This is a genomic window from Microbacterium testaceum (assembly GCF_006539145.1).
GTDB classification, from domain to species: Bacteria; Actinomycetota; Actinomycetes; order Actinomycetales; family Microbacteriaceae; genus Microbacterium; species Microbacterium testaceum.
This window is the reverse complement of the sequence record NZ_BJML01000001.1, coordinates 456,060-481,575: the sequence shown is the minus strand read 5'-3', so window position 1 is coordinate 481,575 and position 25,516 is coordinate 456,060. Positions and strand designations below refer to the sequence as shown.

The 25,516-nt window shown below is 70.6% G+C and carries 29 protein-coding genes and 1 riboswitch; of the genes, 15 read left to right on the top strand and 14 right to left on the bottom strand.

Going from position 1 to position 25,516, the window contains the following annotated elements:
* Position 1 precedes the first annotated feature (1 nt).
* Both MTE01_RS02345 and MTE01_RS16925 read left to right on the top strand, forming a co-directional pair.
* Positions 2 to 343, top strand: coding sequence for a hypothetical protein (locus MTE01_RS02345; RefSeq protein ID WP_141375493.1), 342 nt, complete (start codon positions 2 to 4; stop codon positions 341 to 343).
* 171 nt (positions 344 to 514) lie between these two features.
* Positions 515 to 664: a hypothetical protein gene (locus tag MTE01_RS16925; protein WP_170210589.1), complete on the top strand. Its 150-nt coding sequence runs from the start codon at positions 515 to 517 to the stop codon at positions 662 to 664.
* Positions 665 to 667: 3 nt separating this feature from the next.
* On the opposite strand, the gene MTE01_RS02340 is transcribed toward MTE01_RS16925, so the two are convergent.
* The 5 genes from MTE01_RS02340 to MTE01_RS02320 all read right to left on the bottom strand — a co-directional run bounded on the left by MTE01_RS02340 (position 668) and on the right by MTE01_RS02320 (position 5,842).
* Positions 668 to 1,738, bottom strand: a complete 1,071-nt coding sequence (locus MTE01_RS02340; RefSeq protein ID WP_116238452.1) for a spore photoproduct lyase family protein — start codon at positions 1,736 to 1,738, stop codon at positions 668 to 670.
* Positions 1,739 to 1,747: 9 nt separating this feature from the next.
* The gene (locus MTE01_RS02335; RefSeq protein ID WP_141375492.1) at positions 1,748 to 2,572 is read right to left on the bottom strand and encodes a DNA-formamidopyrimidine glycosylase family protein; all 825 of its coding nucleotides are present in this window, start codon (positions 2,570 to 2,572) and stop codon (positions 1,748 to 1,750) included.
* A 2-nt stretch (positions 2,573 to 2,574) separates the two neighbouring features.
* Positions 2,575 to 4,056: a phytoene desaturase family protein gene (locus MTE01_RS02330; RefSeq protein ID WP_141375491.1), complete on the bottom strand. Its 1,482-nt coding sequence runs from the start codon at positions 4,054 to 4,056 to the stop codon at positions 2,575 to 2,577.
* A complete protein-coding gene (locus tag MTE01_RS02325; RefSeq protein WP_116238878.1) occupies positions 4,053 to 4,556 on the bottom strand; it encodes an SRPBCC family protein in 504 nt (167 codons plus the stop codon). Before MTE01_RS02325 ends, MTE01_RS02330 begins: the two co-directional genes overlap by 4 nt.
* A gap of 128 nt (positions 4,557 to 4,684) precedes the next feature.
* Positions 4,685 to 5,842 (bottom strand): sensor histidine kinase, encoded by a 1,158-nt coding sequence (locus MTE01_RS02320; RefSeq protein ID WP_246077944.1) that lies wholly within the window; start codon positions 5,840 to 5,842, stop codon positions 4,685 to 4,687.
* 132 nt (positions 5,843 to 5,974) lie between these two features.
* Between MTE01_RS02320 and MTE01_RS16920 the strand changes: the two genes are divergently transcribed.
* Complete coding sequence (locus tag MTE01_RS16920) at positions 5,975 to 6,259, top strand: hypothetical protein (protein ID WP_170210588.1); 285 nt, start codon at positions 5,975 to 5,977, stop codon at positions 6,257 to 6,259.
* Between the two features lie 63 nt (positions 6,260 to 6,322).
* Here MTE01_RS16920 and MTE01_RS02310 read toward each other — a convergent pair whose 3' ends face one another.
* From MTE01_RS02310 to MTE01_RS02290, 5 genes are all read right to left on the bottom strand, one after another.
* Positions 6,323 to 7,636, bottom strand: a complete 1,314-nt coding sequence (locus MTE01_RS02310; RefSeq protein ID WP_103210184.1) for a glycosyltransferase family protein — start codon at positions 7,634 to 7,636, stop codon at positions 6,323 to 6,325.
* A 129-nt stretch (positions 7,637 to 7,765) separates the two neighbouring features.
* Positions 7,766 to 8,089, bottom strand: a complete 324-nt coding sequence (locus MTE01_RS02305; protein WP_103210182.1) for a DMT family transporter — start codon at positions 8,087 to 8,089, stop codon at positions 7,766 to 7,768.
* A 10-nt stretch (positions 8,090 to 8,099) separates the two neighbouring features.
* Positions 8,100 to 8,164: riboswitch (guanidine-III (ykkC-III) riboswitch) on the bottom strand.
* A gap of 243 nt (positions 8,165 to 8,407) precedes the next feature.
* Positions 8,408 to 9,268, bottom strand: coding sequence for a CPBP family intramembrane glutamic endopeptidase (locus MTE01_RS02300; RefSeq protein WP_174799626.1), 861 nt, complete (start codon positions 9,266 to 9,268; stop codon positions 8,408 to 8,410).
* Positions 9,265 to 9,987 carry a tRNA (guanosine(46)-N7)-methyltransferase TrmB gene (gene trmB, locus MTE01_RS02295; RefSeq protein WP_141375489.1) on the bottom strand — a complete coding sequence of 241 codons (723 nt, stop codon included), beginning with the start codon at positions 9,985 to 9,987 and terminating at the stop codon, positions 9,265 to 9,267. The genes MTE01_RS02300 and trmB overlap by 4 nt, the downstream gene beginning before the upstream one ends.
* A 59-nt stretch (positions 9,988 to 10,046) precedes the next feature.
* Entirely contained in the window at positions 10,047 to 10,880 is an 834-nt protein-coding gene (locus MTE01_RS02290) for a DUF3097 domain-containing protein (RefSeq protein ID WP_141375488.1), read from the bottom strand.
* A 124-nt stretch (positions 10,881 to 11,004) separates the two neighbouring features.
* On the opposite strand from MTE01_RS02290, the gene MTE01_RS02285 reads away from it, so the two are divergent.
* The 4 genes from MTE01_RS02285 to MTE01_RS02270 all read left to right on the top strand — a co-directional run bounded on the left by MTE01_RS02285 (position 11,005) and on the right by MTE01_RS02270 (position 15,210).
* A complete protein-coding gene (locus MTE01_RS02285; RefSeq protein ID WP_141375487.1) occupies positions 11,005 to 13,026 on the top strand; it encodes a TPM domain-containing protein in 2,022 nt (673 codons plus the stop codon).
* Positions 13,027 to 13,119: 93 nt separating this feature from the next.
* The gene (locus MTE01_RS02280; protein ID WP_074694165.1) at positions 13,120 to 13,875 is read left to right on the top strand and encodes a PspA/IM30 family protein; all 756 of its coding nucleotides are present in this window, start codon (positions 13,120 to 13,122) and stop codon (positions 13,873 to 13,875) included.
* A gap of 70 nt (positions 13,876 to 13,945) precedes the next feature.
* Positions 13,946 to 14,758, top strand: a complete 813-nt coding sequence (locus MTE01_RS02275) for an arginase family protein (protein WP_141375486.1) — start codon at positions 13,946 to 13,948, stop codon at positions 14,756 to 14,758.
* A complete protein-coding gene (locus tag MTE01_RS02270) occupies positions 14,755 to 15,210 on the top strand; it encodes a Fe-S oxidoreductase (protein WP_141375485.1) in 456 nt (151 codons plus the stop codon). The genes MTE01_RS02275 and MTE01_RS02270 overlap by 4 nt, the downstream gene beginning before the upstream one ends.
* 146 nt (positions 15,211 to 15,356) lie before the next feature.
* On the opposite strand, the gene MTE01_RS02265 is transcribed toward MTE01_RS02270, so the two are convergent.
* Genes MTE01_RS02265 through MTE01_RS02255 form a run of 3 tightly spaced genes read right to left on the bottom strand, consistent with a single transcriptional unit; the run spans position 15,357 to position 17,164 of the window.
* Positions 15,357 to 15,821, bottom strand: a complete 465-nt coding sequence (locus MTE01_RS02265; protein ID WP_141375484.1) for an SIP domain-containing protein — start codon at positions 15,819 to 15,821, stop codon at positions 15,357 to 15,359.
* Between the two features lie 33 nt (positions 15,822 to 15,854).
* Positions 15,855 to 16,622: a tyrosine-protein phosphatase gene (locus MTE01_RS02260; RefSeq protein WP_141375483.1), complete on the bottom strand. Its 768-nt coding sequence runs from the start codon at positions 16,620 to 16,622 to the stop codon at positions 15,855 to 15,857.
* Entirely contained in the window at positions 16,619 to 17,164 is a 546-nt protein-coding gene (locus tag MTE01_RS02255) for a carboxymuconolactone decarboxylase family protein (protein WP_246077943.1), read from the bottom strand. Before MTE01_RS02255 ends, MTE01_RS02260 begins: the two co-directional genes overlap by 4 nt.
* 104 nt (positions 17,165 to 17,268) lie before the next feature.
* On the opposite strand from MTE01_RS02255, the gene MTE01_RS02250 reads away from it, so the two are divergent.
* The 8 genes from MTE01_RS02250 (at position 17,269) to MTE01_RS02215 (ending at position 24,754) form a co-directional block, all read left to right on the top strand.
* Complete coding sequence (locus MTE01_RS02250) at positions 17,269 to 18,186, top strand: alpha/beta fold hydrolase (protein ID WP_141375482.1); 918 nt, start codon at positions 17,269 to 17,271, stop codon at positions 18,184 to 18,186.
* A 144-nt stretch (positions 18,187 to 18,330) separates the two neighbouring features.
* Complete coding sequence (locus MTE01_RS02245; RefSeq protein WP_141375481.1) at positions 18,331 to 19,842, top strand: ABC transporter substrate-binding protein; 1,512 nt, start codon at positions 18,331 to 18,333, stop codon at positions 19,840 to 19,842.
* Positions 19,839 to 20,789 (top strand): ABC transporter permease, encoded by a 951-nt coding sequence (locus tag MTE01_RS02240; protein WP_103210162.1) that lies wholly within the window; start codon positions 19,839 to 19,841, stop codon positions 20,787 to 20,789. The genes MTE01_RS02245 and MTE01_RS02240 overlap by 4 nt, the downstream gene beginning before the upstream one ends.
* Entirely contained in the window at positions 20,786 to 21,655 is an 870-nt protein-coding gene (locus MTE01_RS02235) for an ABC transporter permease (protein ID WP_141375480.1), read from the top strand. Before MTE01_RS02240 ends, MTE01_RS02235 begins: the two co-directional genes overlap by 4 nt.
* Positions 21,652 to 22,476, top strand: coding sequence for an ATP-binding cassette domain-containing protein (locus MTE01_RS02230; protein WP_141375479.1), 825 nt, complete (start codon positions 21,652 to 21,654; stop codon positions 22,474 to 22,476). Before MTE01_RS02235 ends, MTE01_RS02230 begins: the two co-directional genes overlap by 4 nt.
* Entirely contained in the window at positions 22,473 to 23,264 is a 792-nt protein-coding gene (locus tag MTE01_RS02225) for an ABC transporter ATP-binding protein (RefSeq protein ID WP_174799625.1), read from the top strand. Before MTE01_RS02230 ends, MTE01_RS02225 begins: the two co-directional genes overlap by 4 nt.
* A 124-nt stretch (positions 23,265 to 23,388) precedes the next feature.
* Positions 23,389 to 24,447, top strand: a complete 1,059-nt coding sequence (locus tag MTE01_RS02220) for a M4 family metallopeptidase (RefSeq protein WP_103210157.1) — start codon at positions 23,389 to 23,391, stop codon at positions 24,445 to 24,447.
* On the top strand, positions 24,434 to 24,754 hold the full coding sequence (locus MTE01_RS02215) for a protealysin inhibitor emfourin (RefSeq protein WP_103210155.1): 321 nt from the start codon (positions 24,434 to 24,436) through the stop codon (positions 24,752 to 24,754). Before MTE01_RS02220 ends, MTE01_RS02215 begins: the two co-directional genes overlap by 14 nt.
* A gap of 102 nt (positions 24,755 to 24,856) precedes the next feature.
* Here MTE01_RS02215 and MTE01_RS02210 read toward each other — a convergent pair whose 3' ends face one another.
* Positions 24,857 to 25,468 carry a GNAT family N-acetyltransferase gene (locus tag MTE01_RS02210; RefSeq protein WP_103210152.1) on the bottom strand — a complete coding sequence of 204 codons (612 nt, stop codon included), beginning with the start codon at positions 25,466 to 25,468 and terminating at the stop codon, positions 24,857 to 24,859.
* Between the last annotated feature and the right edge of the window lie 48 nt (positions 25,469 to 25,516).

Sequence of the window (25,516 nt, the reverse complement as noted above, 5' to 3'; positions counted from 1 at the left end):
CATGACGACCCCGACCTCCCTCTCCCCCGCTCCCCTGGCCGCGGCCCGCGTGCTGTGGGCGAAGGTCGACACCGGCTTCTGGGTCGCGCACCGCGGCGGCGAGTACTTCGGCTGCGTCGACCAGGTCGCGGGTGGGTTCGTCTCCCGTGATGCGCACGGCGTACCGGTCGGCCGATACGACACCCTCCACACGGCCAAGGCGTCGGTTCGTTCGACCACTCACCCGGCGAACGTCTCGCGCCGTAGCAGATTCGAGCGGGCGACCGTGCTCACCGCCACCGGCGTGGGTGGCACGACCCTCGCCCTCGCGTTGACCGCCGGCGCCTTGGCGCCGTACCTCTGATCGTCGTGGGCGACATCGAGCTTCGCGACGAAGCAGACGACTTCGAGGATGCCGCGAGCGCAGACTTCACCGAGCGCTTCGGCGTTCGTCCCCTGTGAGAGCGTCCACCCCCTGGACACGGACGGTGGTCCGTGACACCGTCGCTCCACAACGACGACGAAGAGGATGAACATGACGAATCGCGATGCACGCGCGGACGATGCCCCCGGTCACGACTCCCCGGGAGCGGGAAGCGAGTCTCCCGAAGAGGGCGCCGCGGCCCAGCAGGACGCCGACGAGGCGTCCACGACCGAGGGATCACCCACCGGCGAGATCAGCTGAGCCTCAGAACGCGTAACGCACCCGGCAGTACGGGAGCTTGAGCGCGATGAGGTCGCCCAGAGCGGCCACCGCCTGCGCCTTGAGCGGATGACGGTATCGCACGTTGACCGCCCCGTTCTGCGACCTCTTCTCCTCTTGGACGGCGGGAGTCCACAGCAGTTCTTCCCCCTTCGGATGCCACCCGAGGTTGACCTCGTGGAGACCCTCGTTGTGAGTGAGGAAGATCACCTCGCACGCCAATTGCGCCTTCGCCCGGGCGTGGAGGGCGGCGTCGAGCTGATCGAACAGTTCTGCCCAGTCGGCGAGCCACGTCGGGGTGAGGATGACCGGCGAGAAGTTGACGTGCACTTCATACCCGGCATCCACGAAATCGTTGATCGCCGCGATCCGATCGGCCATCGGCGAGGTGCGCAGATCGGTGACCCTCGCCGTCGTCGCCGGCATGAGCGAGAAGCGGATGCGCGTGCGCCCCGCCGGATCCCACTCGAGCAGGTCGCGGTTGACGAACTTCGTCGCGAACGATGCCTTGGCCGTGGGTGTCATGCGGAACAGATCGCAGACGTCGCGCACGTTCTCGCTGATCAACGCATCGACGGAGCAATCGCCGTTCTCGCCGATGTCGTACACCCATGCCTCGGGATCGCACTGGTTCGGCTCGGACTTGGGGCCGCGCGCCGCGACGTGCCGCGCGAGGTGCCTGGTGATCTGCTCGATGTTGGCGAAGACCGTGATCGGGTTGCTGTAGCCCTTGCGTCTCGGTACGTAGCAATAGCTGCAGGCCATCGCGCACCCATTGGAGAGCGAGGGCGCGATGAAGTCGGCGGAGCGCCCGTTGACCCGCGTCGCCACACTCTTCTTGAGGCCCAACACGAGCGCCTCGGTCTTGATGCGCACCCAGCGGGCGACGTTCGTCTCGTCGCCGTGCACCTCGGGGATCTGCCAGTGCGAGGCGATCCGGACGATGTCGGCCTCGGGCCAGCGCGCGATGATCTCGCGGCCGCGCTCGAGTTCGAGAGCGGCCTCCTCTGCGTAGATGCGGGTGACGCGCAAGAGGTTCTCGCGTTCGACGGCCATGGATCCGTTCTACCCGGGGGTCCCGACATCGGCGGTTCCGGGCAGGGGCTGGCACCGCGGACACCACCACGTCCGCCGCTGTTCGGGGTCGTTCTGCACCTCGTCGCGCACGCTCACGCGCGTTCCGCAGCGCAGGCACGGACGCCCCGCGCGTCCCGTCACCCAATGCGAGGAACCTTTCCGACGGTCACCGGTGGTGACCTGGTACATGCCGGGAACGGTCGCCGAGATCCGCAGACACCGTGCCGCGAGAGCCACGAGCGCCTCGAGGTCGGTCATCCCGATGGGCGCGAAAGGGTGGATGCCACGCAGGAAAGCGAGCTCGTTCACCCACAGGTTGCCGAGCCCGGCCACAGCGGTCTGGTCCAGCAGAGCCGCGACGAAGGGCCGGTCGGGCCGGATCGAGAGTCGACGCGCCGCCTCCGCGGCATCCCAGTCGTCGCGCAACGGGTCGGGGCCGAGATGTCCGATCGCCCGGCTCTCGAGCACGGTGGGGACGAGTTCCACGACGGGGAGATCGAGGCCCCACATCTCCCTCCCGTCATCGAGTCGCAGCCGCACGCGCGCCGTCTCGCGCACCGCGGAGGGGAGAGAACGCCCTGCTCGTGTGATCGTCCAACTCCCCTGCATGCGCAGATGAGTGTGCAGGGTGGACCCGTCGTCGAATCGGGTGAGAAGGTGCTTGCCATGGGTGTCGTAACCGTCGATGCGAACCCCCGCGAGCGAGCGTCCGGCCGCGTTGCCCGAGCGCAGCTCGCCGTCCCGCACCCGGGCACCGAGGGTCGCGGCCTCGAGGTGTCTCCGGAGTCGGTAGACGCTGTCGCCCTCGGGCACGGCTACCGGGTCGCCGTGGACAGCTGGTCGTCGCGGGGAGCGAGGTCGGGGCGCAGGCGCGTGCCGAACTCGTGCCGGAGCGCGCTGAGCGCAGCCTGCCACCCGGCGAGGCCGTGCACGCCCGGGCCGGGGCTGGTCGATGACGAGCACAGGTACACGCCCTTCATCGGCGTGCGCCACGGATCGGGACTGTAGACCGGGCGACCCAGGAGCTGAGTGAGGGTGGGGGCGCCCGCCGAGATGTCGCCGCCGGGGAAGTTGGGGTTCCATGCGGCGATGTCGACGGCCGTGCGCGACGACGACGCCAACACGGTGTCGCGGAACCCCGGGGCGAAACGCTCGATCTGACGCACGACGGCGTCTTCGCGGTCGGCGGGACTCCCCGACGGAACGTGCGTGTAGGCCCACAGCACGTGCTTGCCCTCGGGCGCACGCGTGGAGTCGAACAGCGTCGGTTGCGCCGCTAAGACGTAAGGGGCGTCGGGGAGGTCGCCCCGGGCCACCGCGTTCTCGGCCTCTGCGATCTCGGCGCGGGTGCCGCCGATGTGCACCGTGCCGGCGCGGGCGACGTCGGCATGGGCCCAGGGCACCGGGTCCGACAGGGCGAAATCGACCTTGGCGACGCCGCCCCCGTAGCGGAACCTCTCGAGAACGCGACGGTAGGAAGCCGGCATCCGATCTCCGGCGAGCCGAATGAGGGAGCGCGGGGTCGTGTCGAGGAGCACGGCGCGGGCCGGGGGCAGCTCGTCGAGGGAGGTCACCTCGACGCCGGCGTGCAGCACTCCCCCGTGGGCGTGGATATCGGCGATCATGGCGTCGGCGATCGACTGGCTGCCACCGATCGGGATCGGCCACCCGCGGCCGTGGCCGTAGGTGGCGAGCACCAGTCCCGCTCCCCCGGCGGCCAGGCTCGGCTGGTGCAGGATCGTGTGCGCCGAGACACCGGTGACGAGGCTGGGCGCGACCTCCTCACGAAAGCGCGTGTTCCACCAGGGCCCACCCTGTTCGAGAGCGCGGATGCCGAAGAAGAAGGCCGCGAGCGGGTCGCCGGGGACGCGCAGCAGGGCGTTGCCCGTGAAGTCGGCGACGCCCCGCAGATGGTCCACGAGGGGCCGCATGAGGCGCTCGTACGCCGGACCGTCGACGCCGAGTCCCTCGGCCGCACGCGTGAGATCACGAAATGCCAGTCCTGCGCGCCCGCCGTCGAGGGGGTGGGCGTAGGAGACCTCGGGGACGACGAGAGGGATACGGCGATCAAGGCCGAACTCTCGGAAGAACCACGACTCCAGCGCGAGCGGGTGCACCGCCGATCCGACATCGTGCCGGAACCCGGGGAGGGTGAGCTCGGCGGTCGAGGCGGCACCGCCGAAGGTGTCGGACTTCTCGTATACGGCGACCGCGAGCCCCGACCGGGCCAGGGTGACGGCCGCGGCGAGCCCGTTCGGACCGGAACCGACGATGATCGCGTCGTAGCTCTCGCTCATCGGTCGATCGGCTCCTTCTCGGCGGTGGATTCGTGGCCGAGCGCCGAAGACCCGCCCGTCGTTCCGGGCGCTCCCCCCTCGGCCAGGTAGGCCAGGCGGTGCAGGGTCTCGGCGTTGCGGTAGCGCGTGATCGCGTCGAACACCGTGTCGGGCAGGAGTCTCGTGGGGCCCGTGACGGGTTCTTCTTGGATGCGGACGACGCAGCGGTCACCGCGGGCTTTCACATCGATCGCGACGCGAGCGACGCCGATGGGGCCGCCGTGCGGCTCCAGCACGGCGCGCCGCGGCGGATCCCACTCGCGCATCACGGTGGTGTCGTCGATGACCGCAGGCCATGACCCGAAGGAGTGGTGCAGCGTCGCCCCCTCGGCGGGCCAGGATTCGTCGACGTCGCGCATGCGGGAGGTGCCGACCACCCACAGGGGGTACAGCCAGCCGTTCGCGAGCACCCGGAAGACATCGTCGGGCGTGCAGTGCATAAGGCGCACGTTGCGTGCCATGGCGCGTTCCTCCTCGCGGTCCGGGTGGGGGACGGAGACGAGACGAACCCCATCGACACCGCCCACGCTACGGCTCTTCCCGGATGCCCATCATGGAGGTTGCGTCCCGGTACGTCGCCCGGTAGCGATCAACCGGCTGTCGGGAGGACGAACCAGGCGCGCGTGCCCCCGGCCGGGGAGGCGTCCAGACCGATCGTGCCGCGGTGCGCCTCGACGATGCGTCGACACGTTGCGAGACCGATGCCGATTCCCGGAACCTCACCGCTGTGACCGCGCTGCATGGGTTCGAAAACGCGCTCGCGCAGGTCGGGATCGATCGCGTCCCCGTTGTCGTCGACGGTGACGCGCCACCCGTCCGGAAGAGTCTCGACGCTCACCGTGATACGGGGCACCTTCTCGGCGGCGACGGTGAACTTCACGGCGTTGGCGATGAGGTTCTGCAGGAGGACGCGCAGGAGGGTGTCGTCGGCGCGCACGAAGGTCGACGTCTCCACCGTCACCTCGGCCCCGGTGTCCACGAGCGCACCGTCGAGGTCTTCGAGCACGGCGTCGACGGTGTCGCCCACGTCGACCCGGGTCATGTACGGACGGGCTCCCCCCATACGGGCGAAGTCGAGCAGATCGGTGACCATCGACGTCATCCGCCCGGCCGCGGCCTCCGCCCGCGCGAGGGACCGCGCCGCGCGGGGGGCGTCGGCCATCTCGGGGCTGTCGGCCGCGAGCTCGAGGAAGCCGGTCAGGGCGGTGAGCGGGTTTCGCAGATCGTGGCTGACCTGCGCGGCGAAGCTTTCCAGCTGTGCGTTGGAGTCGAGCAGGTCGCGCTGGACACGACGCAGTTCGAGGACATCGATCACCTGGTGCGCGAGCAGGTCGAGGGCTCGGCTGCTGGCATCCGAGAGATCGCCGACCTCGGTGTCGAAGACGCAGAGCGTGCCGATCGCGATCCCCGAGGGGGTGATGAGGGGGCTGGAGGCGTAGAAGCGCGTGAGCGCGATCTCGCCGGTCACGAAGGCGTTCTCGGCGAAGCGGGGGTCGAGGCGGGCATCGGGTACCACGACGCGCGCCGGGGTACTGATGACGGCGGCGCACATGGAGTCCTCGCGGGCGCACGAAGCGGCCTGGATACCCACGGCGGCGACCTGGTGCTGCATGCGGTCGTCGATGATGTTGATGACGGCGGTGGGCACATTGCACACCGTCGCCGCGAGTTCGACGAGCCCCTGCAGGTCGGGTTCGGCGGGTCCGCCCAACAGCTGGTACTGCGCGATGGCGTCTCGCCGAGTCACGTCGTGTGCCGTGGACACATCGTCCCCTTGTCGTCGAAGCCCCGTCAAAAGCCTAACCCCGCTCAGGTACACCGAGGCGGCCGGTTGGGGAAGGGGCTCGCACAGGATGCGGGCGGCGCGGAGAGTCGAGGCATGAGCACGCCGACCTTCCCCCAGACCCCGTCCGACCCTTCGCGGCCCACGCCCTCGGAGCCGATGGCCCCGAACCCCGCCGAACCGACCGCACCGACGCCCGCGGAGCCCACCATCCCCCTCCCGCCCGAGACTGCGCCGGCGCCCGCCAGCGCCTCGGACTCCTCGACGGGCGCCCTCGACCGCACCGAGGAAGACGCCGCCGGATCGGCGGAGCTGGATGCCGACAACGCCGCCGAGCAGGATGTGGTCGACGCCGTCGAACCCGGCGGCGAGCCCGACTGACCCCGGAACGACGAGAGGGGCGGCGCCGTTCGGCGTCGCCCCTCTCGTCGTGTCACTCCCGGATCACGGGTTGCCGCGCGTCCACAGCAGCAGGATCGCGACGGCCTGGAGCACGAGGCATCCGATCAGGATCGCCGTGCGCCGACGCGGGGTCGACGACCACCGATCGTCACCGAGCAGGGGTGCCATCGGCATGAGCAGGCGGAACGTGCTCTGCTGCGGGAGGAACACCGCGAAGATGTAGACGCCGTAGCTGAATCCGTAGGCCACGACCATCAGGCCGAGCTTGCGGACGGGGCGCGACCACATCAGCGCCGCGAAGGCGACGATCAGCGCGAGGACGAGGATGATGCCGACGACGCCCAGGTGCGTACCCGCCTGGCGGAACCACGGGGTGAAGGGGGTGAACTCGTCGTTGCCGACGTAGTCGAGCCACCAGCCGAGTTCGGTGCGGATGTAGGCGTTGTGCGTACCCGTGACGTACTGCGCGATGTGGTTCCACGACAGACCCGCCACCGCGATGACGAGTCCGGATGCCATGAGAGAGAGCCACTCGCGCATCGGGAAGGGATCGACCTTGCGACGGAAGAAGCGCACGAGGAACACGATGCCGAGAGCCAGGCCCAGGGCCAGAACACCCGGACGGGTATAGGCCGTGATGAGGCCGATCGGCAGGATCCACAGGTACCGCCGTTTGATCGCGAGCAGCATGCCCGCGAACATCAACAGCATGAACAGTCCCTCGCTGTAGCCGATCACGAAGAGGAACGACATCGGGGCGAAGGAGAAGAAGACGACGGCCCACCACGCCGGCTGCGGCTTGGTGACCGTGCGCATCAGCACGAACAGCAGCCAGGTGGCGCCCAGGCTGGCCCCGAGGCTCAGCAGCACGGCGATCGGCTGCCAGCCGAGCCCGGTGGCGCCCGAGATCACGCGGACCAGGGTGGGGAACACCGGGAGGAAGGCCCAGTTGTTGGGAAGGATGTCGCCCGACACGTTCATCGGCAGCGACATCGGGTACCCCTGCGCGGCGATCTGACCGTAGCGGTCGGCATCCCACCCGGTGAGGTAGTCGAAGAACGTACCGAGTCGCTCGCTGTCGGGACCGAAGCCCCAGCGGGCGGCCTTGGCGATCGAATAGAAGCCCCACAGCATGCCGAAGTTGACCACGCGGGCGATGGCCCACAGGATCAGGACCTTGGTGAACGCGCCGCGCTCGATCGGGACGATGCCCTCGGGCTTGCGAAGGACGTCGTGACCGTACTGGCGCAAGGAGCGACCGAGGCGCGAATCGCGCAGACGGTCGAGACGACTCGGTCGTGCGATGACGCGCGACGGACGCGTCGGGGAGACAAGCTCGCTCGGCGGTGCGCTCACTCGGAACCTTTCACAGGGGAAGATGTGGGCGAGTGACGACGGTGTCTGGCCCGGACAAGTGCAGTTGGAGAGGATGGTACCGGATGAAACCGTGCGTTCCATCCGGTTGACTTTCGGAAAATGACCTGGTCAGTGACTGTCGCCCACGAGCTTCAGACCGACCACGCATCCCACCAGGCCCAGCACGAGCAGCACCTTGACCACCGAGACGGTCTCGGTCCCGCTGACCATCGCGACCACGATCGTCAGCGCTGCGCCGATCCCGACCCACACCGCGTAGGCGGTACCCGTGGGGATCTCGCGCATCGCGAAGGCGAGGCCGCCCATGGACGCCACGAGCGCGACGCCGAAGATCACGCTCGGCCAGAGCTTGGTGAAACCCTCGGTACGACCGAGGGCGGTGGCCCAGACGGCCTCGAGGATTCCGGACAGGATGAGGACGATCCACGACATGGCAGTGCTCCTTGGCCAGTCTTGTCGCAGTCCGGGTACTGATCCCTCGTCCGGGGACGCGGAGGGCGTCCGGTCCCCAGGATAGTGACCCGACCTGGGCAGGACCCGGGCACCGCGGCATCCCCTCGCTCGAGCCACGCATAAACGCTTTCCGCGCGCAGAAACACGCGCTGCTCGCGTTTATGCGCGCCGATCGCGTTTATGCGTGCGGGTCGGGTACCGGGGCGTGGGGCGGAGCGCCGGAGGGTTTGCGCGGGGTGGAGAGCCGGAGGGGTTTGCGTGGGGCGGAGCGGGGAGCCGGGGGGCCGGCGTCCGGGGTCAGATCAGGAAGATGGATGCCGACCCGGGATTGTGGGCGTGGACGAGGACGCCGAAGACCACGGCGTCGAAGAGCAGATGCACCGTCACGACGTACCAGAGCGAGCGCGTCTTCAGGAAGAGGAAGCCCTGCACGATCGCGAAGGGGATCGTCAGCAGCGGCCCCCACGCCTGATATCCGAGTTCCCAGAGGAACGACACGAACACGACCGCCTGCAACAGGTTGGCGGTGAGGTCGGGGAAATGCCGACGCAGCAGCACGAAGACCGTGCAGATGAAGAAGAGCTCGTCCCAGATGCCGACGGCGCCGACGCCCACGAACAGGCGTGCGATGAGCTCGGGGGTGACGACCTCAGGCCAGTTGCGATACACCCCCGAGGTGATGAAGTAGAACGGCAGGATGAGGTAGCCGAGCACGATGACTCCGCCGAGCCACGCCCACTGCCACCAGGTCCATCGCCCGCCGCCGCGCCAGGGGAAACGGATCGCGTTGTCGCGGTAGACGAAGCGCGAGATCACGTACGGCACCACGACCGCGCCGCCGAGAGCGAGCGTGAAGCGCACGAAGGCGGCGTTGTCGAGCTCGGCGTGCAGAGGAATCAGGCTGACGATGAACTGGCCGATCGCGACGAGCGAGACGTCGCGGGCGATGCTCGGTTCCCCGCCGCGCGAGACGGGAACGCCCAGGCGACGATCGACGAGAATCCCGGATGCCACGGCGAGGGCGAGCAGAACCCACCCGAGCCAGACGACCTGGACGACGAACAGCGCCGGCGCAGCGAGGCACACCAACAGCGCCGGGACGAGCTTGGGCGTCCAGGTGGAACGCTCGCGGACCGGCACCGCGGTGTGCGCGGTCACGGCGAGACCCGCGTGTAGCTCAGGTCGCGGATGTCGCGGCCGACGCGCAGCCCCTTGCGCTCGAAGGCGGTGAGCACGCGGCCGTCGAAGCGCTCTGCCCACTCCCCCGCGAACGCGCGCTCGAAGCCGGGCGCTGCGTCGAGAACGTCGCGCATCTGATCGGCGTAGTCCTGCCAGTCCGTCGCGAGGCGCAGGGTGCCCCCGGGACGCAGGGCCTGGGCGGCGATACGCGCGAAGTCGGGGGCGACGAGGCGACGCTTGGTGTGCTTGTTCTTGTGCCAGGGATCGGGGAAGAAGACCCAGAGCTCGTCGACGGATGCCGGCGGGAGCAGGTGCTCGAGAGCCTCGGGGGCGTTGGCCTCGACCAGGCGCAGGTTCTTCACGCCCTCGCGGTCGGCGTCGAGCATGGTGCGGGCGAGACCGGCGGTGAACACCTCGACGGCGAGGAAGTCGCTGTCGGAGTCGGCCGCTGCGGCAGAGACGATCTGGTGGCCCTGACCGGAGCCGATCTCGACCACGAGGCGGGCCGTGCGTCCGTAGACCTCGGCCGGGTCGATCGCGGTACCCGCCTTCACGCTGGTCGTGGCTGCGGCGCGCTCGACAGGGAGCAGATAGAACGGCGAGAGCTCGGCCCACGCGCGGTCCTGCGCCTCGGACATGCGGCCGCTGCGGCGGACGAAGGACACCGGCTTGTCACGGAAGACGGGGGTGGAGTCCATGGCATCCAGGTTATTCGGCTGCCCCTCGGGCGTGTGCCGCACGGGCACCTTGCGGCCGCTCACGGGACGGTCACGAAATCGATGAGTTCCTCGACGCGGCCGAGCAGGGCCGGCTCGAGGTCGCGGAACGTGGTGACCTTCGACAGGATGTGCTGCCAGGCGCGGGCGGTATCGGCCTGCTCATCGGCGGGCCAGCCGAGCGCCCGGCAGACGCCGACCTTCCATTCGATGCCGCGCGGCACCTCGGGCCACGCGGTGATCCCCAGAGCGCGGGGGGTGACGCACTGCCACACGTCGACGAAGGGGTGGCCGACGATGCGCACGTGCGCGCCATGACGGCCACGCGCGATCTTCTCGGCGATGCGCGACTCCTTGGAGTTCGGCACGAGATGGTCCACGAGCACCCCGTATCGGCGCTCGGCGGTGGGGGGCTCGGCATCCAGCGCCTGCTCGAGGAGGTCGACCCCCTCGAGGAACTCGACCACGACTCCCTCGGCGCGCAGGTCGGCGCCCCAGACCTTCTCGACGAGTTCGGCATCGTGCTTTCCCTCGACGAAGATGCGGCTGGCGCGGGCCGTGCGGGCGCGCTGGTCGGCGACGGCGAACGACCCGGATGCCGTGCGGGTGCGCCCCTTCGCTGCGGCGGCGGGGGCTTTCAGCACCACGGGCTTGCCGTCGACGAGGAATCCTCCGCCGAGCGGGAACAGGCGACGTCTGCCGAAGCGGTCCTCCAGCTCGACGTTCATGCCGTCGATGCGGGTCACCGCACCGACGAAGCCGTCGCCCGCGATCTCGACGACGAGATCAGCGGATGCCGCGACCTCGGCGGGCACGATGCGTCCGGCCTCGCGCCACCCGCGGGCGAGCACGTCCGTTCCGTAGCGGTCGTCCATGGTGTACCTCCGAGCGTCCGAGCCTAGGCGGCGCTCGCGTGCGCTCACAGCGGACGCGCCGCTCCTCCCCCGGTGTCGGCGGTCGTTTATAGGGTGGAGGCATCCGGCAACCGAAGGGGACTGCATGCGAAAGCCGACCGTGCTGCACACGATCGCGGTGCTGGTGCTCGCGTTCGTCGGAGTCCTGGTCGCCCCCCTCAGCGCTGCGGCGATCCCCCCGCCCACCCTCGGCTCGAGCTATGTCCTCGACCAGGCGAACGTGCTGACAGACGCGCAAGAGGCCGATGTCCAGAGGCGCCTGGTGACGCTGTCGGAGCAGACGGGACTGGATCTGTGGGTCGTCTACGTCGACGGCTTCGAAGAGCCCACCGGCGCCGACGACTGGGCGAACGAGACCGCCAACCGCAATCGGCTCGGGCCCAACCAATACCTGCTGGCGGTGGCCATCGAAGGCGACAGCTTCGAGTACTACCTCTCGGGCGACGTCGATGCGGGCGGCATCTCGGCGGCCCAGCTCAGCTCGATCGAGCAGGACCGGGTGCAACCGGCGCTCACGGCGGGCGACGACGCGGGCGCGGCGGTCGCCGCGGCCGACGGCCTGCGCACCGCGCATGCCAAGGCGGGCGGCAACATGCCGAACCCTCCCCCGACTCCCGCCACGCAGAGCGGTCCGCCCCTCGTGCCCATCGTGATCGTGGGCATCCTGCTGCTCGCGATCGCCGCCGCCCTCGTCTGGCTGGCCGTGCGTCGGCGTCGGCGCGCGGCGACGTCCGGAGCGGGCGATACCCCGTCGGAGAGCATCGACGACCTCTCCCGTCGCGCCGGTTCCTCTCTCGTGGCCACGGACGACGCCGTCAAGACGAGCGAGCAGGAGCTCGGTTTCGCCCGCGCGCAGTTCGGTGACGAGGCAGCGGCGCCCTTCGGCGAAGCGCTCGCCCAGGCCCAGGCCGACCTCGACCGCGCGTTCTCGATCCAGCAGCAACTCGACGACGGCACTCCCGAGACCCCCGAGCAGCAGCGCGCGGACTACATGGAGATCCTGCGGCTGTGCGCCGACGCCGACGAGGCTCTGGATGCCAAGGCCGCCGCCTTCGACGAGTTGCGCGCCCTCGAGGCCGATGCGCCGGGAGCCCTCGCCGCGACCCGCCGGCAGCACGCGACGATCGCCGAGGCCCTCAGCGCGGCGGAGGCCGGGCTCGCGCGCCTGACCGGGCGCTTCAGCGACGACGCACTCTCCACCGTCGCCGACAACCCGGCCCAGGCCCGAGCCCGCCTCGAGCTGGCGAGCACCCAAGAGGCGGCCGCCGAGGCGGCTCTCGCCGCGGGGCGCACCGGAGAAGCGGCGGTCGCGATCCGTGCCGCCCAGGCGGGCGTGGCCCAGGCCGACACCCTCGAGCGAGCGGTGAGTGCACTGGAATCGGCCCTGGCCGAGGCACAGCAGCGCGCCTCGGCTCTCGTCGCAGAGATCGAGGGCGACCTCGCCGCGGCTTCTCGATTGCCCGATCCCGAGGGACGCATCGCGGCCGCGGCGGCCTCCGCCCGGTCGCAGCTCGACGACGCGCGCGGCGCGCTCTCGACCCCGCGTCCCAACCCGATGCGGGCGGTCCAGACGCTGCAGCAGGCGAACGCCACGATCGACGCGGTGCTCGACGAGGCCCGCGACGCGGCCGAGCATCGTCGCCGCGCCGAAAGCCAGCTCGACACGACGCTGGTCCAGGCGCGCGCACAAGTGCGCGCGACCGAGGATTTCATCTCCGCACGCAGGGGAGCCGTCGGAGCGACGGCACGCACGCGTCTCGCCGAGGCGGGCGCGGCCCTCGTACAGGCCGAGCAGCTGCGTACCGCCGACCCCGCCGCAGCCCTCGCCGCCGCCCAGCGCGCGGCTCAGCTCGCGGCAGACGCCGACTCCGCCGCGCAGAGCGACGTCGGGGCCTTCGGCGGCGGAGCCGGCGGGGGCGGCGGCGACATGATGGGCGCGATCCTCGGCGGCATCGCCGTGAACGCCATCCTCGGCGGTGGGCGCTCGCGCGGCGGCGGGTTCGGCGGCGGGTTCTCCGGCGGCGGCCGCTCGCGCAGCGGGGGCGGCGGCGGCTTTTCGGGTGGCGGTCGCAGCCGCGCCGGCGGTGGACGGGGGTCGCGCCGCTAGTCCACCCCTCGCGGCCTCGCCGTGCCATCACAGACAATTCGTAGAATCCGCCACCAGACTCGACACCGTCGCCCTCAGGAAGGAACACCCCGCATGGCCAAGCAGTCCATCTTCGGTCGCATCCAGACCCTCGTCCGCGCGAACGTCAACGCGCTCCTCGACCAGGCCGAGGACCCGCAGAAGATGCTCGACCAGCTCGTCCGCGACTACTCGAACTCGATCGCCGATGCCGAGTCGGCCATCGCCGAGACGATCGGAAACCTCCGTCTGCTCGAGCGCGACCACCAGGAAGACGTCCAGGCGGCGGCCGAGTGGGGCAACAAGGCCCTCGCCGCCAGCCGCAAGGGCGACGAACTGCGCGCCGGCGGCAACCTGAGCGAAGCCGACAAGTTCGACAACCTCGCCAAGATCGCCCTCCAGCGTCAGATCACCGCCGAGGGAGAAGCCAAGGCCGCCGCTCCCACCATCGCCGCGCAGACCGAGGTCGTCGACAAGCTCAAAGACGGCCTGAACGGCATGAAGACCAAGCTGGAGCAGCTCAAGGCCAAGCGCAACGAGCTCACCGCTCGCGCCAAGGTCGCCGAGGCGCAGAACAAGGTGCACGACGCCGTCAAGTCGATCGACGTGCTCGACCCGACGAGCGAGCTCGGCCGCTTCGAAGACAAGATCCGCCGCCAGGAGGCCCTCGCCGCCGGCAAGCAGGAGCTCGCGGCCTCGAGCATCGATGCGCAGTTCAACGCCCTCGAAGACGTTGGAGAGCTCACCGAGGTCGAGGCCCGTCTCGCGGCCCTCAAGGTCGGCGGTCCGCAGCGCGCCGCGATCGACGCACCCAGCCCCGACCAGGTCTGACCCACGACCGCGAGTGCACCGCCCGATCGCTCGGGCGGTGCACTCGTATCTCTCGGTGAGGGGAACCGCCATGACCCGATTCATCGTCGCCCCGCAGTGGCAGGGCTCGTCCTCCGCTCGGGCGATGCAGCTCGTCGACGGCGCTGAAGCCATCGCCGGCGATCTGCCGCGTGCGTCGACGACCCTCCTCGACCCCCCGGCCGAAGCCGGCGACGCCCAGGGCACCCGCGTGCAGCGCCACAGCGCGCTCGTGCGCATGCGTGAACGCATCGAAGAAGCCGTGCGCGCGTCCGACGAGCCCGCCATCGTCGTGGGCGGCGACTGCGGAGTCGCGCTGGGAGCCGTCTCGGCGATCGCGGGAGACGACCTCGCCGTCGTGTGGATCGACGCGCACCCCGACCTGAACACCCCGGGGTCCTCCCCCAGCGGCGCCTTCGCGGGGATGGCGCTGAGGGCGATCGCCGGCGAGGGCGAGGCCCTCCTCCGTCTCGAACCCGGGATCGCGCCGTCGCGTCTCGTGCTCGTGGCGACGCGTGCCTGGGACCCCGAGGAAGAGGCGTTCGTCGTCGCTCACGGGATCACCGTGATCCGCGCCGACGAGCTCGCCTCCCCCGATACGCTCGCCGACGCCGTCGCCGCCACCGGAGCAACGCGCGCCCACGTGCACGTCGATCTCGATGCGCTCGACCCCGCCGACATCGGCGGCATCGCCCAGGCCGTGCCCTTCGGTGCGCGCACGACGGAGGTCGTGGCATCCATTCGCCGTCTGCGCGAGCGTCTCCCGCTCGCGGGAGCGACGCTGACCGAGTTCGCCCCCTCGAGCCCGGCCGCAGCCGTCGACGACCTCGGGACGATCCTGCGCGTGATCGGAGCCCTCGCATGAGCCCTCTTCCCCCGCCTCCGGCGGGCTGGCGTGAGCGTGCCGACAGGGCGGTGGCGCGGGGCCGACGCGTCGACCGATTCCTCCCCGCCGTGCTGCTCGACTCTCCGATCAGCCGCGTCGGTTACTGGTACGGCTGCACCGTGGGGTGGGTGTGGGGGGCACTGTGGAGCACGGGACGCATCGAGAAGCGTCAGGGCCTCTGGGTGTTCCGCGGGCTGCCATCGTGGGCGTTCCCCCGCGGAGGCGTGTGCGTGGGCGGTTGCTTCCTCACCGGTGACGACCGGCCGACCGACATCGTGCTCGGGCACGAGGCGATCCACCAACGGCAGTGGCGCCGGTACGGCTTCCTCATGCCGCTGCTCTACGCCCTGGCCGGACGCGATCCGCTGCGCAACCGGTTCGAAATCGAGGCGGGCCTGGTCGAGGGCAACTACCTGCGTCGAGGGGCCTGACTCTCCGCGGCAGCTCGCGGCACCGGTCGGAAAGCCAGCGGGCGGATCGAACCCTCGGCGATACGCGCGATCTCAGCAGAGCGGGCGGATCCCGACCGACAACGCGCCGCGCACAGCCTGCGTCCGCGCCGAGGAGCCGTGGCGCCTCAGCGCGCGGTGGCCAGCCCGAAGCGCTCGGGCGTGTGGATCGCCTGCGCGTCGACGCCGTGACGTGCGACGAGTTCGTCGACGATCTCGGCCGTGCCGAGGTAGCCGCCGAGCAGGATGACGCGCGTCGCGTCGTCGTCGCAGCACAGCATCTCACCGGCCCAGCCCGAGACGGCGCGGGCGAGCGCTTCACCGGCTGCGCAGCCGCGGCCGGTTCCGGGGGCTCCGCCGCGACGCGAGCGGTCGAGCCACGTGAGGGTCATACGGGCCGGAGCGGCGATCGACCCGATCCACGACGCGTCGGGAACCTCGACGAACACGCGGCCGGTCGAGCAGATCGGCAGCGTCGCGAGCAAGGCTTCGAGCTCGGCGAGCGAGGTCTCGTCAGCCGTCACGAGGTGCTGCACACGCGTGTGCCGCGACGCGCGGCACGCGGCGGCGTTGTGCTCCGTGGGGATCGACATGATGCCTCCACTATACCCTCGACATAGGTATGCCTAACCTGAGTTCCGGCTCCGTATCTCGACGTCGAAAGACGCCGCCGGGCGGCCCGGTCCGTCGATCAGCACCTGGCGCAACCGCTCGATCTCGGCCTCGGTCATCCCGTTCGCGAGAAGGTACCCCGCAGAAGAGCCGAAGTCCCGATCCACCCGATGCAGCAGCGCGCGCATGACCGGAGCGGGCGAGCGGGTCGCGAGGGCTTCGGCATGGACGTTATCGGGATGCACGGCGCGGATCGCCGCCAGCACCCGCGCGTTTCGCTCGGCGGGCAGGAACTCCTCGGTGCGGGCGTAGTCGGCGATCACCGCCTCGCGGTCGACCCCGGCCGCGGCGAGCGCGATCGCGACGGTGACCCCGGTGCGATCCTTTCCCACGGTGCAGTGCACGAGCACGGGCTGGGCCGCCAGGATGCCGCGGACCGCCGACACCACCCGGTCGGCGGAGTCCGTGATCAGGGCGGCGTACATGTCGTCGAGGCTCAAGTCGCGCGCGAAGAACGAGGCGACCGAACCGAGGAAGAGCGGTTCGTGCTGGATCTCGACGCCGTCGTCGAGACGGCTGGGCGCATGGGCGACCTCCGACTCGTCGCGCAGATCGATCACGCGCCGGATGCCGAGATCCCGGAGGTCCTGCACGCCCGCGTCGTCCACCGCGACGAGGTTGCCGGAGCGGTAGAGCACGCCCGAGCGTGTGCGATGCTCTCCCGCGGGGAGACCGCCGACGTCGCGGAAATTCACCGCCCCCGAGACGAGCGAGCCGGTCACGCGGTGCCGTCCGCGTGCACGTGGGGTCCCCCCGGAACGGCCGACGCCGCGGCATCCGGAATCGGGGTCTCGGGGGAGGAAGCGCGCGGCGGCACGGGGTATCGACCGGCGATCGCGACGCGATTGAAGGCGTTGATGGCCACGAGCACCCAGCTGAGCGCGACGTACTCGGCCTCGCTCAGGATGCCGCCCGCTTGGTCGTAGACCTCGTCGGGGATGCCGTCCTCGTGGATGAAGGTGAACGACTCCGTCAGCTCGAGGGCGGCTCTTTCGCGCTCATCGAAGACGCCCGACTCCCGCCACGTCGCGATCTGGGCGATCACATCGGCGTCGAGCCCGGCCTTCACCGCGCCATCCACGTGCACGCGCACGCAGTAGGCGCACCCGTTCAGCTGGGACGCATGGATCTGCACGATCTCGCGCAGCCGCGCATCGATGCCGGCCTCCACGGCGAGGCGCCCGACGGTGGTCGAGAACGCACGCAGCGCGGCGTACGCCTCGGGAGCCGACTTCGACAGGTGCACGCGCCGTTCTTCGCCCATGGCGACAGCCTACGGCGGCCCCGCCGGGGGTCGGCGGGGAGAATCGGCGACGCCCCGTGGCGCGGCGATGGCGACATCGGCGTCGACAGTGACAGGCTGATCGAATGCCCGAGCGCGACGAGTTCTCGTTCCTCCCCGCCCAGGCGGCCGATCTCGGCCGCGAACTCCCTCCCGTCGAACGGGTGCGGCTCACCCTGGCCGACGGCCGCACGCTCAGCGGTCTGCGCTGGGGGGCTGCTCCCCCGGCGGTCACTCTGCTGCACGGCGCCGGTCTGAACGCCCACACCTGGGACACGACGCTGCTGCACCTGGGGGTGCCCGCTCTGGCTCTCGACCTCCCCGGCCACGGCGATTCGTCGTGGCGCGACGACGCGGCATACGTGGCGCGCGTCCTCGCCCCCGACGTCATCACGGCCCTCGAGCAGTGGACGACGGGTCCGCAGGTGCTCGTGGGTCACTCGCTGGGCGGTCTCACGGCGGCCGCGGTCGCGGCATCCCGTCCCGATCTCGTCGCTCGCCTCGCGATCGTCGACATCACGCCGGGGGTCGACCCGAGCGCGGGTCCCGCGCAGATCCGCGCGTTCTTCGCCGGCCCCACGGACTGGTCGTCACGGGAAGAACTGGTGGAACGCGCCCTCTCGTTCGGCCTGGGCGGTTCGCCCGAGGCCGCGGCGCGCGGGGTCTTCCTCAACTCCCGGGTACGCCCCGACGGCCGGGTGGAGTGGAAGCATCACTTCGCGCACCTCGCCGCGGCCGCCGCGAACGCCGGGGCCGACCCCACGACCCCGGATGCCGTGAAGGCGGTGCTGTCGGCGACCGGATGGGACGACCTGGGCGAGGTCACCGCCCCCGTCACGCTCGTGCGCGGCGAGCGCGGTTTCGTCACGAAGACGGATGCCGAGGAGCTCGCGCGGCGTGTGCCCGGGGCCGACGTCCGGGTTCTGTCCACCGGGCACAACGCGCAGGAGGAAGATCCCGAGAGCCTCGCGCGTCTGATCCGCCCCCTCCTGACCACCCCCTGACCCGCCGACCCGAACCCGGTCATCCCGCGTCGCGCACCGTCACAGACGGCGTCGAGGGAATACGGGTGAAAGTAGGCTGTTGCCACCCCTGCTCGGCATCCACAGCACCCCGATGCCTCGGCCTGCGAAAGGACACACCCCGCAATGCTGCGCCGCACCGCTCTCGCCACGAGCATGCTCCTGATCGGAGCGCTCCTGCTCACCTCGTGCACCGGCTCGAACACGACGCCGAACCCCACCGGAGAAGCCGACCCGAACGCCACCCTCACGGTGCGTCTGTCGCTGGAGCCGTCGAACCTCGACATCCGCCGCACCAGCGGCGCCTCGCTCGAGCAGGCTCTCATCGACAACGTCTACCAGGGCCTGGTCACCCGCAACGGCGACGACTCCAACGCGATCGCCCCGGCACTCGCCACGGCGTGGACGGTGTCTCCCGACGGACTCACCTACACCTTCACCCTCCGCCAGGGCGTAACCTTCCACGACGGCAGCGCGCTCACGGCCGACGATGTCGTCACCTCGCTGCAGACGGCCAAGGACGACCCCACCATCCAGAACAGCTCCGACCTGGCGAACGTGTCCTCGATCGCCTCCCCCGACGCCTCGACGGTGGTCGTGACGCTCGCCAAGCCCAACATCGACTTCCTCTTCGCCATGACGGGCCGCGCGGGTCTCATCTTCAAGAGCGGCGACACGACGAACTTCCAGACCGCCGCGAACGGCACCGGCCCCTTCCGCGTCGAGAGCCGCAACGCCGGGCAGAGCCTGACCCTCTCGCGGTACGACGGGTACTGGGGCGACAAGGCCGGCGTCGCCGAGGTCGTGCTGGACTACATCCCCGACCAGAGCGCCGCGACCAACGCCGCCGTCGCCGGCGACGTCGACGTGGCGCTCGAGATCGACCCCGAGCTGCGCGGGCAGATCGAGGGCACGAACGCCTTCACCATCGAGTCCGGCCTGACCACCGACAAGGGCACGTTGGCCTTCAACAACCAGCGCGCTCCGCTGAACGACCAGCGCGTGCGCGAGGCGCTGCGCCTCGCGATCGATCACAAGGCCCTCATCGAGACGCTCGGCTCGGGCCAGGAGCTCTACGGCCCCATCGCCCCGCTCGATCCCGGATACGAAGACCTGTCGGGCAGCATCTCATACAACCCCGACCGCGCCCGTGAGCTGCTCGCCCAGGCCGGGGCCGAGAACCTCACCCTCACGCTGACGATCCCCAACGTCTATCCGACCACCATTCCGACCTTCCTGGTCTCGTCGTTCGCCGACGTCGGGGTCACGCTGAAGGTGAAGTCGGTCGACTTCAGCACCTGGCTGCAGGACGTCTACAAGAACCACGACTACGACCTCAGCTTCGTCCGCCACGTCGAAGCGCGCGACTTCGGCAACTGGGCGAACCCCTCGTACTACTTCGGCTACGACAACGCCGAGGTCCAGAGCCTCTACGGCCAGGCGCTGGCGACCACCGACCAGCAGCAGTCCTCCGACCTGCTCGCCGAGGCCGCCCGCATCGTGAGCGACGAGGATGCCGCCGACTGGCTGTTCCTGTCGACCCCGCTCACCGCGGTCGGCACGAACGTGGCGAACTTCCCGAAGAACTCCCTCAACGTGCGCCTGCCCCTGTCGGGCGTGACGGTCGCGGCGGAGTGATCCGCTACACGCTGACACGGCTGGGCCTGCTCGTGCTGGGCCTGGCCGTGGCCAGCGTGCTGATCTTCGTCTCGCTCCGGGTGCTCCCCGGCGACGTCGCGCAGCTCATCGCCGGCACGGAGGCGACCCCGCAGCAGGTCGCGGCGCTACGCGAGAGCCTCGGGCTCGATGCACCGCTGTGGACGCAGTACCTCGACTGGATCGGCGGGCTCGTTCGCGGTGATCTCGGCACCTCGCTCATCACCGGCTCCTCCGTGGCCTCGGAGCTGGCGGATAAGGCCCGCGTCACCGTGCCGCTCGCGGCGATGTCGCTCACGGTCGCTCTGATCGTCGGCATCCCGTTCGGTGTCCTCTCCGCTCTCGGGCGCCGACGAGCCGGCGGCACGGCGCTGAGCGTCGGGGCGCAGGCCCTGGCAGCGGTGCCCACGGTGTGGGCGGGCATGATGCTCGTCGTCGTGTTCGCGGTGTGGCTGGGGTGGCTTCCGCCCCAGGGCTTCCCCCGAGCCGGGTGGAACGATCCCGCGGCAGCGTTCCGAGCCCTCATCCTCCCCGCCCTCACCATCGGCGTGGTCGAGGGGGCGATGCTGCTGCGGTTCGTGCGCAGCGCGACCCTGCAGGCACTCGGCCAGGACTACGTGCGCACAGCAGCGGCCAAGGGCCTCACGCGCACCCGCGCCCTGCTGAGCCACGGCCTGCCCAACGTCGGACTGTCGGTCATCACGGTGCTGGGTCTGCAGATCGCCGGGATCATCGTGGGGGCCGTGGTCATCGAACAGCTCTTCACCCTCCCCGGGGTCGGCCGCATGCTCGTCACCGACGTCGCCGCGCGCGACCTGCCGAAGGTGCAGGGCGAACTGCTGGCTCTCACGGGATTCGTGCTGCTCGTCGGCTTCCTGGTCGACCTCGCCCACCGCCTCATCGACCCCCGCCAAAGGGAGGCCTCATGACCACCCTCCGGCGCCTCTGGAGTCTCGGCACCGGGCGATTCGGCATCCTGATCGTCGCCCTCGTGCTCGTCACGGCCGTCGTCTCTCTCTTCTGGACCCCCTTCGACCCGGCCGCGGTCGACGCTCGCGCGCGCTGGAGCGACCCCTCGTGGCCGCACGTGCTCGGCACCGACAACAGCGGTCGCGACATCGCGAGCCTGCTCATGGCCGGAGCGCGAACCACCGTCGTCGTCGCCGTCGGCGCGGGAGCGGTGGCCTCGCTGCTCGGCATCGTCCTCGCCGCCCTCGGTTCGCTCACCGCACGCTGGATCCGCGAGAGCGTCGCGGTCCTCGTGGACATCCTCATCGCGTTCCCGGTCCTCATCATCGCCATGATGATCTCGGCCGTGTGGGGCGGCTCCCTCGCGGTGGTGATCTGGTCGGTGGGAATCGGGTTCGGGGTGAACATCGCGCGCGTGACACGGCCCGAGCTGCGGCGCGTGCTGCGCAGCGACTTCGTGCTCGCGGGGCGGGCGAGCGGACTGTCGACCGGGCAGAACCTCACCCGGCACCTCCTCCCCAACGTCGCGCCGGTGTTCATCGTGCAGCTGTCGTGGGGTATGGCCGTGGCCGTGCTCGCCGAGGCGGGGCTGTCGTACCTGGGCTTCGGCGCTCCCGTGACCCAGCCCTCGTGGGGTGTTCTGCTGAGCGATCTGCAGGCGTACATCTCCGTGCATCCGCTCACGGTGGTGTGGCCGGGCCTGGCGATCACGCTGACGGTGCTGGGGTTGAATCTGCTGGGCGACGCGCTGCGCGAGGCAGCCGACCCCACCCTCGGCGAGCGCACCCCCGCGGCGCGCACGCACGTGCCGGGGGTGGTCGCGTGAGCCTGGTCGTGAAGAACCTGCGGATCGAGATCGGCGACCGCGCCGTCGTCGACGACGTCTCGTTCTCGGTGCCCGAGGGCGCCCGCGTGGGACTCATCGGCGAATCGGGGTCGGGCAAGTCGCTGACCGCCCTTGCCATCCTGGGGCTCTTGCCCGACGGAGCGCACGCCTCGGGCAGCATCCTCTGGGACGGCCGCGAGATCCTCGGGCTCCCCGACCGCGAGCTCGCCCGCCTGCGCGGCGACGACATCGGCATGGTCTTCCAGGAGCCGCGGACGGCCCTCAACCCCATCCGCGCGGTGGGGCGGCAGATCGGGGAGTCCGTGCGCATCCACGAGGGCGTCTCGCGCCGCGAAGCGCTGCGCCGCGCCGTGGCCGAGGCCGAGCGCGTCGCGCTCCCCGACCCCGAGCGCATCGTCTCGCGCTACCCGCACCAGCTCTCCGGCGGCCAGCGCCAGCGCGTCGCGATCGCGATGGCCCTCGCCTGCCGCCCGCGCCTGCTCATCGCCGACGAGCCGACCACGGCGCTCGACGTCACGATCCAGGCGGGGATCCTCTCGCTGCTGAGATCTCTCGTCCACGACGTCGGGATGTCCCTCGTCTTCATCACGCACGACCTCGCGGTGCTCGCGCAGGTCGCGACCCACGCCGTCGTGCTCGAACACGGCCGAGTGGTCGAAGAGGGCGCTGTCACCGACCTGCTGCGGGCGCCGTCCTCGCCCGTCACGCAGGCGCTGCTGCGGGATGCGACCGCCACGCTGTGGCATCCGGAGCTCCCCGCTCGCGGGGTCGCGACCGATGACGCCGAGGAGACCCCGTGACCGAGACGCTGTTGCGCGCGCGAGGTCTCTCGCGCACCTACCCGACGCCGCGGACGCGGGGCGTGGGCCGCGCCGAGCGGACCGTGGGTCTCGCCGACGTCGACCTCTCGGTGCTCGCGGGCAGCGCAGTGGGGATCATCGGCGAATCGGGGTCGGGCAAGTCCACCCTCGTGCGCCTGCTGCTGGGACTCGACGTGCCGAGCGCGGGGACAGTCGAGGTCGACGGACGCCCCGTCGATGCGCGGGGTTCGGCGCGGTCGCTGCACTGGCTGCGCCGGGCGACCGGCATCGTCTTCCAAGACCCGTACGCCTCGCTCGACCCGCGTATGAATGTCGACCGCATCGTGGGCGAACCGCTGTGGGCGCTCGGGATCGAGGGCGATCGCCGTGCGCGCGTGCGCGACGTGCTCGAACAGGTCGGTCTCGACGCCGATATGGCCACGCGGTTCCCGCACGAGTTCTCGGGCGGCCAGCGGCAGCGGATCGCCCTGGCGCGAGCGATCGTCCACCGCCCCCGCATCCTCGTCGGCGACGAACCGCTGTCGGCCCTCGACGTGACCGTGCGCGCGCAGATCCTGCACCTCCTCGCACGCCTGCGGGTCGAAGAAGACCTCACCCTCGTGCTCGTCTCGCACGACATCGGCGTGGTGCAGAACGTCTGCGACCAGGTCGTCGTGATGAAGGACGGCCGAATCGTCGAGCAGGGGCCCACCGAGAAGGTGCTGCTGCAGCCGCAGGCGGCGTACACGCGGCAGCTGCTGGCATCCATCCCGACTCTTCCCGCCTGAGGCGCGTGCGACCGCGCGTCCGGTGGTCGGGTGACGGATGCCGGCGCTCCGGCGTCGTGAGGACGTCGCGGCCGCGTCAAACAAGGGATGCCGCGATGTCGGTGGTCGGCGCTAGCCTCGGCGCATGAACCCCGGCATCGTTCCCCCGTTCCTGCTCGACCGACTGGCCGCCACCGACGACCCCCGCCTCGCCCGGGCCGCCGCCGCCGCGCGCAAGACCCTCGCCGCTCCCCGTCCGCCGCGCGCCACCCGCACGCGGCTGCGCCTGTCGATCGACGGCGACACGCTGGTCGCCGAGACCGCCCCGGCCCCCGACCGCATCATCTCCGATGCCGCGAACACCGAGAACCTGCCGGGCCGGCGTGTCCGCAGCGAGGACGACGCGCCGAGCGGCGACGCCGCCGTCGACGAGGCCTACGACGGACTCGGCGAGACCTACGACTTCTTCTGGGACGCCTTCGCGCGTGACGGCATCGACGGGGCGGGCGGGTCGCTTCTCGCGACCGTCCATTACGGCGACGATTACGACAACGCGTTCTGGAACGGCGAGCGCATGGTGTTCGGCGACGGCGACGGCGACGTCTTCGTCGGGTTCACCCGCTCGCTGAGCGTCATCGCGCACGAGCTGGGGCACGGAGTGACCGAGGCCGCCGGGGGCCTCGAGTACCAGGGGCAGTCCGGCGCGCTCAACGAGTCGCTGTCCGACGTGTTCGGGGCCCTCGCCGAGCAGCACCACCTCGGCCAGAGCGCCGACGACGCGTCCTGGCTCATCGGCGCCGGAATCTTCGCCGCAGACGTGCAGGGAGAAGCGCTGCGCTCGATGAAAGCGCCCGGCACGGCCTACGACGACGACGTGCTCGGCAAAGACCCGCAGCCCGGGCACATGCGCGACTACGTCGAGACCGACGACGATAACGGCGGCGTGCACATCAACTCCGGCATCCCCAACCGCGCGTTCTACCTGGCCGCGACCGCCCTCGGCGGCTTCGCCTGGGAGCGCGCCGGGCTCATCTGGTATCGCACGATCACCTCGGGCACCCTCTCGACCACGGCCGACTTCTCGACCTTCGCGACCGCGACCCTGCGCGCCGCGACCAGCGAGTACGGTGAGGAGTCGGAGGAGGTCGCCGCCGTCCGCGCCGCATGGGCCGGGGTCGGCGTCGAGGAGGATGCCCGAGCCTGACGACGAAGAACGCTGGAGCGTGCTGGTCGTGCGCTCGGGCGGCCTCGCGGGGCTCTCGAAGCAGTGGCGGGCCGAACCCGATCGCGACCGGCTCCCCCGGTGGCAGCAGCTCGTCGAGAGTTGTCCCTGGGATGCCGCTCCCCCCGCGGCCGCGGGTGCCGACCGCTACCAGTGGCGCATCGAGGTGCACCGGGGCGACACCGCCGTCCACCAGGTGCGTCTGGGCGATCAGCAGGTCGAGGGGCCGTGGCGCACGCTGGTCGACGAGGTGCGGCGCGCCGCTCCGGCGCCGTCGCGCGGGCGCTGACGGAGAGGAGCGGTGCGCCTCCGAGGACCGCGCCGCGTGCCCCGATGCACACCTCCAGCCTCCGGTTGCCGAGCCTGCGGGGATCCGCATCGCACGTGCGGCTCAGCCGAACAGCTTCCGCCGTTTCTTGGTGGACGGGATGCTCTTCTGCAGGTACACGACCCCGAGCCACCGTCCGAATTTGAACCCGACCCGGCCCATGCGGCCCACCTCGGTGAAGCCGAGCTTCTCGTGCAGGGCGATCGAGGCATCGGCGCCCTTGTCGCTGATGGCGGCGACCATCTCTCGGATGCCGAGTTCTTGGCAGGCCGCGATCAGCGCCTCGAGCAGCGCGCGCCCGAGGCCCTTCCCCGCCGCCGCCTGACCGAGGTAGATCGAATTCTCGACGGTGTACCGATAGGCCGACTTCGACTGCCAGGGCTGCACCAGCGCGTAACCGAGAATCTGTCCACTGGGTGACTCGGCCACGAGAAACGGCAGGCCGAGCTTGTGAAGGGTGGCGAACTTGTCACGCCACTTGGCGATCGACCAGGCCTTCTCGTCGAAGGTCACCACCGAGTTGCGGACGTAATAGTTGTAGATCTCGCGGATATCGGGGATGTCCGCCTCGGACGCCGGCCGGATCTCGAACGCGAAGGGCTGCTCCGGCTTCGGCGCCGGGCGCAGGTGGGCGGGCAGGCGCCGACGGCTCTTCTCGTACTCCTCTTCCAGCACCCCGCCACTCTACGGGCGTCACGGTTTCGCGCGTGTGACGACGCGGAT

Coding starts and splice junctions, on each gene's coding strand:
- MTE01_RS02345 (WP_141375493.1), top strand. CDS start 2: ATGACGACCCCGACCTCCCTCTCCCCCGCTCCCCTGGCCGCGGCCCGC.
- MTE01_RS16925 (WP_170210589.1), top strand. CDS start 515: ATGACGAATCGCGATGCACGCGCGGACGATGCCCCCGGTCACGACTCC.
- MTE01_RS02340 (WP_116238452.1), bottom strand. CDS start 1,738: ATGGCCGTCGAACGCGAGAACCTCTTGCGCGTCACCCGCATCTACGCA.
- MTE01_RS02330 (WP_141375491.1), bottom strand. CDS start 4,056: ATGAGCGAGAGCTACGACGCGATCATCGTCGGTTCCGGTCCGAACGGG.
- MTE01_RS02325 (WP_116238878.1), bottom strand. CDS start 4,556: ATGGCACGCAACGTGCGCCTTATGCACTGCACGCCCGACGATGTCTTC.
- MTE01_RS16920 (WP_170210588.1), top strand. CDS start 5,975: ATGAGCACGCCGACCTTCCCCCAGACCCCGTCCGACCCTTCGCGGCCC.
- MTE01_RS02305 (WP_103210182.1), bottom strand. CDS start 8,089: ATGTCGTGGATCGTCCTCATCCTGTCCGGAATCCTCGAGGCCGTCTGG.
- trmB (WP_141375489.1), bottom strand. CDS start 9,987: ATGGACTCCACCCCCGTCTTCCGTGACAAGCCGGTGTCCTTCGTCCGC.
- MTE01_RS02290 (WP_141375488.1), bottom strand. CDS start 10,880: ATGGACGACCGCTACGGAACGGACGTGCTCGCCCGCGGGTGGCGCGAG.
- MTE01_RS02285 (WP_141375487.1), top strand. CDS start 11,005: ATGCGAAAGCCGACCGTGCTGCACACGATCGCGGTGCTGGTGCTCGCG.
- MTE01_RS02280 (WP_074694165.1), top strand. CDS start 13,120: ATGGCCAAGCAGTCCATCTTCGGTCGCATCCAGACCCTCGTCCGCGCG.
- MTE01_RS02275 (WP_141375486.1), top strand. CDS start 13,946: ATGACCCGATTCATCGTCGCCCCGCAGTGGCAGGGCTCGTCCTCCGCT.
- MTE01_RS02270 (WP_141375485.1), top strand. CDS start 14,755: ATGAGCCCTCTTCCCCCGCCTCCGGCGGGCTGGCGTGAGCGTGCCGAC.
- MTE01_RS02265 (WP_141375484.1), bottom strand. CDS start 15,821: ATGTCGATCCCCACGGAGCACAACGCCGCCGCGTGCCGCGCGTCGCGG.
- MTE01_RS02255 (WP_246077943.1), bottom strand. CDS start 17,164: ATGGGCGAAGAACGGCGCGTGCACCTGTCGAAGTCGGCTCCCGAGGCG.
- MTE01_RS02250 (WP_141375482.1), top strand. CDS start 17,269: ATGCCCGAGCGCGACGAGTTCTCGTTCCTCCCCGCCCAGGCGGCCGAT.
- MTE01_RS02245 (WP_141375481.1), top strand. CDS start 18,331: ATGCTGCGCCGCACCGCTCTCGCCACGAGCATGCTCCTGATCGGAGCG.
- MTE01_RS02235 (WP_141375480.1), top strand. CDS start 20,786: ATGACCACCCTCCGGCGCCTCTGGAGTCTCGGCACCGGGCGATTCGGC.
- MTE01_RS02220 (WP_103210157.1), top strand. CDS start 23,389: ATGAACCCCGGCATCGTTCCCCCGTTCCTGCTCGACCGACTGGCCGCC.
- MTE01_RS02215 (WP_103210155.1), top strand. CDS start 24,434: ATGCCCGAGCCTGACGACGAAGAACGCTGGAGCGTGCTGGTCGTGCGC.